This window comes from Aquimarina acroporae (assembly GCF_023195925.1).
In the GTDB taxonomy this organism is placed as follows: Bacteria; Bacteroidota; Bacteroidia; order Flavobacteriales; family Flavobacteriaceae; genus Aquimarina; species Aquimarina acroporae.
Map to the genome: position 1 here is coordinate 368,552 of NZ_JALPRE010000007.1, position 12,588 is coordinate 381,139.

Below are 12,588 nucleotides of genomic sequence, written 5' to 3' on the forward strand. Positions count from 1 at the left end.
TTATATAAACGAATATATTTTATGAGTACATTCAACTTTGCCAAGTGGAATAAAATAACCGGATGGTTCGTATTTGCAATCGCACTTTGTGTTTATGCTATGACCGTCGAACCTACAGCTAGTTTCTGGGATGCCGGAGAATATATTGCTACCTCCTCAAAACTTCAGGTAGGACACCCCCCCGGCGCACCATTATTTCAGATGATTGGAGCATTTGCTAGCACCTTTGCCTCAGATGCATCGCAAATAGCGTATATGGTAAATCTCACATCTGCTGTCGCTAGTGCGTTTACTATATTATTTATGTTTTGGTCAATTACCATATTGGTTAGAAAACTCATTGTTAAAAATGAAGAATTCACATCAGGCAAAGCCTTGGCAGTTCTTGGAAGTGCCTTTGTAGGGTCACTTGCCTTTACTTTTACCGATAGCTTTTGGTTTAACGCTGTAGAAGCCGAAGTATATGCCATGGCCACCTGTATCCTTTCGGCTATGTTTTACCTAGGTCTGCTATGGGAAAGAGACATGCACTCTCCGCGAGGAAACAAATGGTTACTACTTATTTCGTTTATTGTAGGATTATCTTTTGGAGTGCATTTCATGGGATTATTATCCATTCCGGCCATTGGACTTTTATACTATTTCAAAAATTATGAAAAAATCACGATTAAGAATTTTGTAATTGCCAATGTTGCAGTAGTTGCTATTCTATTATTTATATTCAAATTATTACTTCCTTCTACCTTGAAGTTTTTTGGAGCAGCAGAAGTGTTTTTTGTAAACTCTATTGGACTGCCATTTAATTCGGGGACTATAATTGCCGGATTAGTAATTGGTACTGCGTTTTATTTTGGACTGAAATATACCCGCAAAAAGAATTTTGCTGTACTCAACACCTTGCTTTTATGTGTTCTATTTATCTTGATAGGGTTTTCGAGTTGGATCATGCTACCTATACGTGCAAACGCCGGAACCGTCATCAATGAGAACAACCCAAACAATGCAAGGGAGCTACTCGCCTATTATAACTTAGAACAATATCCTGAAACACATCTTTTTTATGGGCCACAATTCTCTGAAATCTATGCTGGTTTAGACACTCAAAACCCTTATGAAGATGATAAACCAAAATATGAAAAAGATGAAAAAACAGGTAAGTACATCATCGTAAATGACTGGAAAAATGCGAAACAAAACTTAGACGATGCGCACAAAGCATTCTTACCACGTATGTGGAGCACGGAACACATCGCTAACTATATGGAATGGACAGGTCCATTAAAATTTACCATTAAGCCAGAATACCAAAGTGAGGATGAATTACTAGAGGCAGTAACACAATTTAGAAGAGAATATGCCGAAGGTAAATTAGACAACGAAGATTACCACAAATTCCTACAATCATTCGGAAATTATATTGAAGTAGAAAAACCTTCGTTTGGCGATAACATTGCCTACCTATTCGATTACCAAATGGGATATATGTATTGGCGTTATTTTATGTGGAATTTTGTTGGCAGACAGGATGATAACCAAGGTAATATGACCAACTTAGAAGGTAATTGGCTTAGTGGAATAAAATTCATTGATCAAATGCATCTAGGGTCACAAGACAATTTACCAACCGATGCGCTTAAAAATAAGGCTAGAAATACATATTACTTTCTACCATTATTACTTGGACTTATTGGGTTTGTTTTTATGGTACAGTACGACAAGAAAAACTTTTGGATACTACTCGTGTTTTTCCTCTTCACTGGACTTGCATTAAAGGTATACCTCAACGAAAGACCTTTTGAACCACGTGAAAGAGATTATGCACTTGTTGGATCATTTTATGTATTTGCCATTTGGATAGGTTTTGGAGTATATGCGCTTTTTGATGCTTTCAAAAAATATATACAACCCAAAATACTTGCTCCTGTAGTTACCACAATATGTTTATTAGCAGTTCCTGTACTTATGGCATCTCAAAACTGGGATGATCATGATAGATCAGACAGGTACACAGCTCAGGCAATGGCTAAAATGTATCTACAATCTTGTCAGGATGACGCTATCTTATTTACCATTGGAGACAATGACACTTTTGCACTTTGGTATGCTCAGGATATTGAAGGCTATAGAACAGACGTAAGAACGGTTAACACCAGTCTTTTTGCCACAGATTGGTATATAGACCAAATGAAAAGAGCAGCCTATAATGGGAAACCTATTCCCTCGCAACTCACCCATGATTTTTATAGATTCGGAAATAACGATGCCATATATTACAAACCAGTTACAAATGATACTATGCTTATTAAAAACTGGATGCGATGGATTGAAACCGATGATCCGAGAACCAAAGGAGATCTTCAAAGCGGAAAAAAGGTAAATACTTTCCCTACGAAACATATAAGAATTCCAGTAAATAAGGAAGCAGTGCTAAAAAATGGTATTGTTGCACCAGAAGACGCTGATCTTATTGTTCCTTATATAGATATACATTTAAAAGGGGACCTGCTATTTAAAAATCGTCTTTTAATGCTAGATATAATAGCCAATAACAACTGGGAAAGACCTATTTATTTTACAGGAGGAAGTTATGGCGATGATGATTTCTTATGGATGAAAGACTATTTACAACTAGACGGTGTAACCTATAAACTGGTTCCTATTCGTACAAAAGTAGATCGTCGTAACCCATTTGAGATGGGACGTATAGACACCGATCTTATGTACAAAAATGTGACTAGCTGGGATTGGGGAAATAGTAATGACCCTAATATTTATCATGATCCTGAGACCAGAAAAAACGCTATCACGTATCGTAGTAATCTTGCAAGACTGGTTGAAGCACTAATAGAAGAAGACCAAAAAGGCAAAGCCAAAGAGATTTTGGATTTGGCTATGGATAAAATGCCTATAGAATATTATGAATATTACACACTACTTGAACCTTATATTACAGGATATTATCAAGTAGGAGAAAAACAAAAGGCCAGAGATTTATGGGGTAAAGTTGCTAAGAAATATCAGGATCAACTTACTTATTTTGGAAACCTGACTCTTGACAAGCAATACCAATATGCTGAAGAAATTGTAACCAATGTAGAACGCTATAGAAGCGTTGTCGATTTGCTTTTAATTAATCAAGATAGAGAAATGATCGAGGAAAAAGCAGATGAGTTTAATAGGTATTTAGGATTATTTAGACGCCTGTATTCTGAAGACGAAGCTTATGATGATGATGAACTATTACAAAAACAGGAAGAAGACCTAGAAAAAGAGTTTCAGAATCAAGAACAAACTTTGGATTCTTTAGACACAATTCCTGCAAATTAAAATCATAAATAAAGTGAGCTTAATAGCTCACTTTTTTATTTATAGAAACACCTAGTGATACCGATCAAAACGCCAAATATACTCAAGTACATTTTCTCGGGTTATAACTGGGATTTTTCTTCAAAAAACAGCAAAAAAATATATCTTACTTTTGATGATGGGCCAATACCTGATGTAACAGAATTTGTCTTGAAAGAACTTTCCAAATACAACGCCAAAGCTACATTCTTTTGCATTGGAGATAATATCAAAAGGCACCCTGCAATCTTTAATAAAATTCTATCGTATGAACATGCAATAGGAAACCATACCATGAATCATCTTAAAGCATGGAAAAATGATTCTAAAACCTATATTGATAATGTACTAGCCTGTAGTAATGAGATAAAACACTTTATAGACCCAAAGAAAAAAGAAAAACTTTTTAGACCTCCTTATGGACAAATAAGCTACCCTAAATTTAAGACGTTACAAAGCCTGGGATATAAAATTATAATGTGGGATATTTTATCTAAGGATTGGGATCAAAAAACAAGTCCAGAAGAATGTTTTCAAAATGTAATTCAAAATGCGAAGCAGGGAAGCATTATAGTTTTTCATGACAGTATTAAAGCAGCCATTAACCTTAAATACGCATTACCAAAGGTCTTAGAATATTATACAGAAAGAGGATATACTTTTGAGAAAATTAACTTCTAAACATATTCTTTCATAAGCCCTATAAGCGTATTCGCATCTTGCTCACCACTTTGTCGCCAAACCATCTCACCTCCTTTGTAGATCATCAAAGTAGGCAATCCTTTAATTCTCAAAGCAGTAGCCAATTCTTCGTTTTTATCAACATCGATCTTAATCACTTTACCCTTATCTCCAAGAGCAGCGGCAACATCTTTAAGAACAGGATGCATTGCTACAGATGGTTCATTCCATTCTGTATAGAAGTCCAATAACACTGGAACTTCAATACCAATTATATCTCCAAACTTTGACATGTTTAAAAACTTTTATTGTTCTGGTTGTCTTTATAACGCAACAACGTTTAAACAATTGTAAATATACTACTTTCTTAGAATTAAGCTGGTCGTTTTCCTTTTCTCAATTCAATAACGGTAATTTCTGGCCAAATCCCAACTCTTCCTGGAAAAGCATGAAAACCAAACCCTCTATTTACATTCAGGTAACGTCCCATTTCCTGATACATTCCTGCCCATTGCTTATAGACATACTGCACAGGACTCCATCGTATAAACCCCGGGATTTCTATTCCAAACTGAAACCCATGCGTGTGCCCACTAAGTGTTAAGTGAAAATGATCCTCATGTTTTTTTACCTCGTGTTCCCAATGCGACGGGTCATGACTTAGCAATATTTTAAAATCGTCTTTTGATACTTTTTCTGAAGCTTTAGACAGATCTCCTGCTTTTTTAAAATTATGCCCCCAGTTCTCGACTCCCACCACTGCAATTCGTTCCCCTTCTTTTTCTATAAAGGCACTATCGTTGAGTAATAAATTGAAATCAATTTTATGGTGAATATCCTTTATAGCCTCAAAATTGGCTTCTTTTTCTTCTTCGGTATCCCAAGTTACATATTCACCATAATCATGATTCCCTAAGACCGAATATTTACCATACTTTGGTGTTTTTATCTTTTTAAAGACATCTATCCAATCATCCATCTCCTTAGCCATAGTATTCACAATATCTCCCGTAAAAAGCAAAAGATCAGTTTTCTGATCATTTATTAAATCTACGGCATATTCGATCTTTTCACGATCATCAAAGCTTCCAGAATGAATATCTGAAATTTGGGTAACCCTAAGGCCATCAAAAGCTCCAGGAAGATCTTCAAAATGCAATACATGATGAAGAACCTTGAAATTGTATTTCCCTCTAAAAATACCATGCAACAAACCTACAAAAGGAATTGCAGCAACTCCCAAAGCGATTTGACTTACAAACTTTCTTCTTCCAGGCAAATATTGAGTAGCATTGCCTTCAAAAAAAGTATTAGTAAGATAATTATACCCTGCAATACAAAGTCGAATGATATCTTCCCCAAACATAAAAACCACCAAAACCGTTTTTGTAGCCAAAGTGATCATCAAAAAAGCACTAGCACGTAAAGTATACTTAGTAGGTCCAACACTACGATCGTAATTTGCAAAGGTGTAGATAATATAACTTAAAATTAATACAGAGAGTACGATATACCCTATCTGTAAAATTTGATTTTTTGTAATGGTACGTATAGCCTGAAAGGCATAAACCTCTAATAAGAGGTATAAAAAAACAGGAATTAACCAGCGCATAATTTTCAATTTCAATAACTAAGCAAAGCTATCTCTACTTTTTTATTTGCTATCATTTTTAAGTAAAAATTAACGCAATACAATTTTATTCTTATAAAACCGTTAATAGATTTGGAAGATAAATTCATAAATCTTAATATTTTCTTTCGGAAGTAAAATTTTTATTTGTAACTTCGAAAAAATATTTCCTACTGGGGCTAATTAACTAAAAGTATATTCTATATAGAAAAAAATTACTATCGTATTTATAGCAGTTGATACATTGTTATCAATTTTATTTTGGGGCGAAATGCCGTCAGATTTTGACGGCATTTCTTATTTGTATTTATTTCGATTTTGATTAATCTTCTTTTTATATTGCGTTTCTAAAATTTAACTCATAATCATGTCACAAAAACGTCTTTTCCTTCTCGATGCTTATGCCCTTATCTTTAGAGGTTATTATGCACTCATAAAAAACCCTAGAATTAATTCAAAAGGGCAGGATACGTCAGCTATTATGGGTTTTGTAAACTCATTATTTGATGTTATAAAAAGAGAAAAGCCCGATCATTTGGCGGTGGCATTTGACAAAGAAGGAAGCAAAGACCGTTTAGAGATATTTCCAGAATACAAAGCCAATCGTGATGAAACACCCGAAGCAATTCGAATAGCGGTTCCTTATATTCAAAATATCCTGAAAGCAATGCACATCCCAATCATAGAACAAGCTGGAGTAGAAGCTGATGATTTGATTGGTACTATTGCAAAGCAAGCCGAAAAAGAAGGATTTCAAACCTACATGGTAACTCCCGATAAAGATTATGCACAATTGGTTTCTGAAAACATATTTATGTATCGTCCTGCCAGAATGGGAAATGGGATTGAAATTTGGGGAATACCAGAAGTACAGAAAAAGTTCGAAGTAGAACGGCCAGAGCAGGTAATAGACTATCTGGGAATGATGGGAGATGCTGTCGATAATATCCCTGGTCTGCCTGGTGTTGGTGATAAAACTGCCAAAAAATTTATTGCCGCCTACGGATCTATGGAAGGACTCCTTGCAAATACCGATCAATTAAAAGGTAAAATGAAAGAAAAGGTAGAAGCCAATGCAGAGCTTGGGCTTCTTTCTAAAAAATTGGCGACCATTATTCTCGATTGTGATGTTCAATTTAGTGCTGATGATTATGAACTTTCCGAGCCCGATGCTCAAAAAGTACAGGAGATATTTGAAGAATTAGAATTTAGAAGACTTAAAGATCAATTTATAAAAATATTTTCTGGAGAAGAAACTGCTTCTCAGCAAGCTACTAAACTCACTACGAAAAAAGCCAGCAAACAAGCTGGAGCAGGTCAATTTTCATTATTCGGAGATAGTGGAGAGTCGGGAGAAATAACTTCTTACTCAAATAGAAAAACAATTGCCAATACCGAACATTTCTATCAAAACATACAACCTGGTATGGCAATGAAGCTCTTTCTTCAGAACTTATTGAAACAAGAAAATGTTTGCTTCGATACTGAAACTACGGGATTAGACTCTCTTACAGCAGAGCTTGTGGGTATTGCATTTTCCTGGGAAGCCACCAAAGGGTTTTACATCCCTTTTCCCGAAGATCGAAATGAGGCCCAAAGCCTTATAGAAGGGTTACGCCCATTTTTTGAAGCAGAACATATCACAAAGATTGGTCAAAATTTAAAATACGACATAAAAGTTCTCGCCAAGTACAATATTGATGTAAAAGGTAAACTATTTGACACCATGCTTGCGCATTATCTCATCAATCCAGATATGCGTCATAATATGGATGTGCTTTCAGAAACATATCTTAATTATACACCTGTTTCTATAACAGAACTCATTGGTAAGAAAGGAAAAAATCAATTGTCATTTAGACAGGTTCCAGTAGACCAACAAACCGAATATGCCGTTGAAGATGCTGATATTACGTTGCAGCTTAAAGAACATTTTGAACCAGAACTAAGCGAGGCAAAAACAGTTTCTCTATTTGAAGATATTGAGATTCCTTTATTGAGAGTATTGGCAGATATGGAAATCGAAGGTATCAATCTGGATCAGGACTTCTTAAAATCACTTTCAGATGAATTAGATCAGGATATCAAAAACCTAGAAAACAAAATTTATACTGAAGCTGGAGAAGAGTTTAATATTGCCTCACCAAAGCAATTGGGAGTGATACTCTTTGAGAAAATGAAATTGGTAGACAAACCTAAAAAGACAAAAACGGGTCAATACTCCACTGCTGAAGATGTACTTTCCTATTTAGCCAAGGATCACGAAATTATTCAGAATATTTTAGATTTCAGAGGGCTTTCTAAGCTTAAAAGCACTTATGTAGATGCTTTACCAAATCAGGTAAACATCACTACTGGCCGTGTTCATACCGATTACATGCAAACAGTTGCAGCGACCGGAAGACTGAGCTCGAACAACCCTAACTTGCAAAATATCCCGATTCGAACCGAAAGAGGAAGACAGGTGAGAAAAGCTTTTATCCCAAGAAACGATGAGTACACATTACTTGCAGCAGATTACTCTCAAATAGAACTTAGAATTATAGCAGCACTAAGTAAAGAGGAAACCATGATCGAAGCTTTTAAAAACGGAGAAGACATTCATGCCTCTACCGCTGCTAGGGTTTTTAATGTTTCAATTGACGATGTAAGTAGAGAACAGCGAAGCAATGCAAAAACGGTAAACTTTGGTATTATCTATGGCGTATCGGCTTTTGGACTTAGCAACCAAACCAGTTTGTCGCGAGGAGAAGCCAAAGAGCTCATAGACACCTATTATAAGACCTATCCTAAACTAAGAAACTACATGAGTGATCAAGTAGATTTTGCCCGAGAAAATGGATATGTACAAACGGTTTTAGGTAGAAGAAGATACTTAAAAGATATTAATTCAGGAAACGCTGTGGTTCGAGGTGCTGCAGAACGAAATGCCGTGAATGCACCTATTCAAGGAAGTGCAGCAGATATTATTAAAATTGCCATGATCAATATTCATAAAAAATTAAAAGAAGGCAATTACAAAACCAAGATGTTACTTCAAGTACATGATGAATTGGTTTTTGATGTCTTTAAACCTGAACTCGAAGACATCAAAAACCTAATTAAAACTGAAATGGAAAATGCTTACAAACTAGAGGTCCCCTTAGATGTTGAACTTGGACTAGGTGACAATTGGCTTGAAGCGCATTAAAGAATGTCTAAATAAAAAACGCACCTCCTTTATTTACCATAGAAGACATTCTCATCTGGATAATCATTAAAATCCATGAGTCTTCCGTTGGTCTCTGGTCGAATCACCATACGCGGCTCTATGTTAAGTGCAATTGTACTTTCAGCCAACTGAATATAAGGGTAACCATTTTCGCTTGGTAATGTTTCTACATATTTTAATGAACACTGGGCTCCATCGGATATAGATGCGTCACCAGACACTCCAGTGATCATGTAGTTTATACTGTATGAAACTCCGTTAAATGTCTCGAAAGATTCTGCTGAAAAATCTTTACGTATAACCAATTTGGTTCTTTCTGTTCTATCGTGAGGACCATAACTATTAAGTTGTTCATTATAACCAACAAAACTCCATTCTCCTAAAAATGCCTTGGTATTCGTGACCAGAAATACTGTGATAGGTATTCCCGAAAATTCGTTACTTTCATAACTAACCGATTCTAGTGGGTCACTCGAAAAAGCGCCAGAAGAAGGAGACCAATTACTTATTACATTATCATCGGTGTAAATATCTACATAGTATAATACGCCACTTTCGATCCCTTCATTTAACTCAATCGTTCCTTCAGAATTAAGTTTTCCTTCGTAAACAGGATTTACTTCATTTACATAGTTATCTTTTGAACTGTAGATATCAATATTTATATCGCTCAAGGAATAATTTGCAGTTACCGCTACTGGAATTTCAGGCACCTGAATCCATAATCGTGGAGATGGCGCAGAATCTGAATCACACCCACTTAATAAAACCACAAAAAACAATAATCCAATTACTTTTTTCATTTTTCCCTAATTTTAATTTTTCGCGAATTTAACAAAATTATAACAATTTCAAATTCACGTGATTTTCAAATTTTAATTCAGAACATCCTTTAATTCAACCGCTTCCCATAGAGGATTATAAGCAATTAAATTTTCGAAAACAGCAATATGGCTTGCCCCCATTATGACCATTATTCGCTCATCTTCTGGTGTTGTATATTTTTGCATAATGCTATAGCAATAAATATTACGTTTTACCCATTCTGAACCTAAAAAAGCACCTACGTGATTATTAATGTCTCCGGCTTGGGTAGCCTGATTTATATACCATCCCAAATCATCTTTTCTACGTTCTTCATCATTTAAAAAAAGTAAAATATCCTTGAGCGATGTCTTACTATGTACCATTTCGTTATACTCCTTTTCATATGCTTTAATTTCATTTTCAAATTCGGTAATTAAAGATTCCTGATGAGCTGCTTTCATAACCCTCATTAAACTATCATAAGGAAATGATGTTTCTCTATAGTCTATACCATAAACCCTATCGTGATTTAAGTTTTTGGCAACCTTAAATCCTAATTGAACAATCTCATTTCTGCTTTTCTTACCCCAATCTGAAGTTTTATATAAATGATAAACCGAATCTAATTTTGGCTGATAAGACACAGGTCTTTCTACAAATACTTTAGTTGGATTAAATTTTTTGATCTTCTCAACTATCTCATCAAGCTCTGCTTGGTACTTTTTAGACAATATATCGATCTCATTGGTCTGAGCAACATCTAGACCTCCTGTTTGATAATTATTCCAGTGCGATGTACCCACCAATAACACCTTTGCTCCAAGAGAGCTATTGTTACTTTTTGCATGTTGTTCTTTGGTTTCTTTTGAAATTTGAGCGTTACATGACATGATTATAAAGACCAGAAGTAATAATAGATTTTTCATTGTAATTGTTTAAGTTTTCCTGAGTCCAAATATACCTCGTATCATAAGCTTAAATCAATATATTACAGCAACCTAAATAACAACTACACAAACCATCAATTATAACTAATGAATATTTTTGTTGTGTGAATTCTAAGGTTGGTCCTAGAAAAAACCTTGTTCATTTAAAAGCGTCTAAAGATTTTGTTAAAAAGATAACTTTGTAGTATGCATATAAAGAAAGAATGGAAATATCATTTAATTCTTGCCGTTATCCTGGTAGGATTAGATTTTTTTGAAATATTGGGCAACAAAAGAGAGCTTGACCACCTAAAAAATCTGGATTCAATATACCTATGGCTTAAGTCTACCTTTAATTTATCATGCATAACGATATACTTTATTAATTTTAAAGTTGTATGTCCCAGATTTCTTAAAAAAAACAATTTGTTATGGTTTTTTATTTCTTCACTAGGCCTAATCTTCCTTTTTGCTGCTATTCGGTTTATCCTTGAAGAAATAATTGTCTTTGAAATTACTGGTGTGCACAACTATTATGATGAAACGAGAAGGTTTTGGTATTACATTATTGACAATTCTTACTTTGCCTTACCTCCTATTTTGTATAGCACCATGGTATATCTGGTTTTAAAACTTATAGAGGATAAAGACCTAAATAAAGCAGAACTCGATTTATTAAAATCACAAATAAGTCCCCATTTTTTATTTAATACTTTGAATGCTTTTTATGTAGAACTTATCGATGATAAACCAAAAACCGCCAAAGACCTACACAAGCTATCAGAATTGTTACGTTATGTGACCTATGATTCAAAACAGGATTTCGTTCCATTGCAAAATGAAATAGGTTTTTTAAACGATTATATTCATTTCTTTAACAAGCGATTCGAAGAAGAATTGGCATTGGATTTTTCGACAAAAGGGAACATTGAGCATCAACAAGTTCCTTCATTGATTCTAATACACTTTGTAGAAAATTTATTTAAACACGGGGTTGTAAATGACAAGAAAAACCCTGCCAAAATCAGCATTACTATAACCACAGACAAATTGATATTAGAAACCAGCAATAGGATTTTATCGTCTGAAAAGTACATGGACTCGGGTATAGGAACTGAAAATGTAAAAAGAAGATTAACTGCTATTTTCAACACCAACTATAATTTGGAATATAAAACTGAAGGAAATAGCTTTTATACTTATCTAAAAATTCCAACATGAATAAATTAATTAGATGTGTTATTGTAGACGATGAACCGCCCGCAATACGACTGTTAAAAAAATATATTGAAAAAGTATCATTTCTGGAATTGGTAGCAACTATTACTAATCCTCTTGAAGCTTTACAAATTCTTGAGAAAGAAGATATTGACTTGGTTTTTTTAGATATTCAAATGCCAAATTTAACTGGAATTCAACTCTCTAAAATAATCAAAGATCATATTCAGGTTATCTTTACCACCGCATATCCCCAGTTTGCATTAGAAAGCTATGATCTTAATGCAACAGATTACTTGCTCAAGCCCTTTGAATTTGAAAGATTTTATAAAGCTGTAAAAAAAGTGGTAAATAATACCAATACCAAAGAAACAGCAAGTATTGCAAACGATTTTGTTTTTGTCAAAACTGATGGTAAAAACAATTTTGAAAGAGTCAAAATTGAAGAAATCTTATACATAGAGGGGTTGAAGAATTACGTTGCCTTACACTGTATAGGCTCACAAATAATTACCTATAATACCTTAAAAAGTATTAAAGAAAATTTACCCGATACTGATTTTGTTCAAATCCATAAATCATATGTCGTTTCGCTACATCATATAGAAAAGACCACATCTACAACCATACTAATCAATAACAAAGAATTACCCGTTGGAGATACCTACAGAACCAATTTATTCAAGGTTCTAAATAATTATAAACTATAATCATTATTAACCTAAAACTTGATCTATGAAAAAAAATTAATCTTTTACTATTGAACCCGA

Annotated in this window: 9 protein-coding genes; 5 read left to right on the plus strand and 4 right to left on the minus strand. The window is 34.4% G+C overall.

Annotated features, from left to right (window positions below; translation table 11 throughout):
- Positions 1–21: 21 nt before the first annotated feature.
- Entirely contained in the window at positions 22–3,327 is a 3,306-nt protein-coding gene (locus M0D21_RS12835) for a glycosyltransferase family 117 protein (RefSeq protein ID WP_248330094.1), read from the plus strand.
- Between the two features lie 54 nt (positions 3,328–3,381).
- Positions 3,382–4,026, plus strand: coding sequence for a polysaccharide deacetylase family protein (locus tag M0D21_RS12840; protein ID WP_248330096.1), 645 nt, complete (start codon positions 3,382–3,384; stop codon positions 4,024–4,026).
- Here the strand turns inward: M0D21_RS12840 and M0D21_RS12845 are convergent.
- Positions 4,023–4,319 carry a thioredoxin family protein gene (locus tag M0D21_RS12845; protein WP_248330098.1) on the minus strand — a complete coding sequence of 99 codons (297 nt, stop codon included), beginning with the start codon at positions 4,317–4,319 and terminating at the stop codon, positions 4,023–4,025. The two genes, M0D21_RS12840 and M0D21_RS12845, sit on opposite strands and share 4 nt — an antisense overlap.
- An 80-nt stretch (positions 4,320–4,399) precedes the next feature.
- Positions 4,400–5,638, minus strand: coding sequence for a metallophosphoesterase (locus M0D21_RS12850; protein ID WP_248330101.1), 1,239 nt, complete (start codon positions 5,636–5,638; stop codon positions 4,400–4,402).
- A 382-nt stretch (positions 5,639–6,020) separates the two neighbouring features.
- Here M0D21_RS12850 and polA point away from each other — a divergent pair, with 382 nt between their 5' ends.
- The gene (polA, locus tag M0D21_RS12855; protein ID WP_248330457.1) at positions 6,021–8,846 is read left to right on the plus strand and encodes a DNA polymerase I; all 2,826 of its coding nucleotides are present in this window, start codon (positions 6,021–6,023) and stop codon (positions 8,844–8,846) included.
- A gap of 29 nt (positions 8,847–8,875) precedes the next feature.
- On the opposite strand, the gene M0D21_RS12860 is transcribed toward polA, so the two are convergent.
- On the minus strand, positions 8,876–9,670 hold the full coding sequence (locus M0D21_RS12860) for a hypothetical protein (RefSeq protein ID WP_248330103.1): 795 nt from the start codon (positions 9,668–9,670) through the stop codon (positions 8,876–8,878).
- Between the two features lie 72 nt (positions 9,671–9,742).
- The gene (locus M0D21_RS12865) at positions 9,743–10,600 is read right to left on the minus strand and encodes a DUF5694 domain-containing protein (protein WP_248330105.1); all 858 of its coding nucleotides are present in this window, start codon (positions 10,598–10,600) and stop codon (positions 9,743–9,745) included.
- Positions 10,601–10,807: 207 nt separating this feature from the next.
- Here M0D21_RS12865 and M0D21_RS12870 point away from each other — a divergent pair, with 207 nt between their 5' ends.
- Together M0D21_RS12870 and M0D21_RS12875 are read left to right on the plus strand one after the other, a co-directional pair.
- A complete protein-coding gene (locus tag M0D21_RS12870) occupies positions 10,808–11,821 on the plus strand; it encodes a sensor histidine kinase (RefSeq protein ID WP_248330107.1) in 1,014 nt (337 codons plus the stop codon).
- Complete coding sequence (locus tag M0D21_RS12875; protein WP_248330109.1) at positions 11,818–12,528, plus strand: LytR/AlgR family response regulator transcription factor; 711 nt, start codon at positions 11,818–11,820, stop codon at positions 12,526–12,528. Before M0D21_RS12870 ends, M0D21_RS12875 begins: the two co-directional genes overlap by 4 nt.
- Positions 12,529–12,588 lie beyond the last annotated feature (60 nt).

Coding starts and splice junctions, on each gene's coding strand:
- M0D21_RS12835 (WP_248330094.1), top strand. CDS start 22: ATGAGTACATTCAACTTTGCCAAGTGGAATAAAATAACCGGATGGTTC.
- M0D21_RS12845 (WP_248330098.1), bottom strand. CDS start 4,319: ATGTCAAAGTTTGGAGATATAATTGGTATTGAAGTTCCAGTGTTATTG.
- M0D21_RS12850 (WP_248330101.1), bottom strand. CDS start 5,638: ATGCGCTGGTTAATTCCTGTTTTTTTATACCTCTTATTAGAGGTTTAT.
- M0D21_RS12860 (WP_248330103.1), bottom strand. CDS start 9,670: ATGAAAAAAGTAATTGGATTATTGTTTTTTGTGGTTTTATTAAGTGGG.
- M0D21_RS12865 (WP_248330105.1), bottom strand. CDS start 10,600: ATGAAAAATCTATTATTACTTCTGGTCTTTATAATCATGTCATGTAAC.
- M0D21_RS12870 (WP_248330107.1), top strand. CDS start 10,808: ATGCATATAAAGAAAGAATGGAAATATCATTTAATTCTTGCCGTTATC.
- M0D21_RS12875 (WP_248330109.1), top strand. CDS start 11,818: ATGAATAAATTAATTAGATGTGTTATTGTAGACGATGAACCGCCCGCA.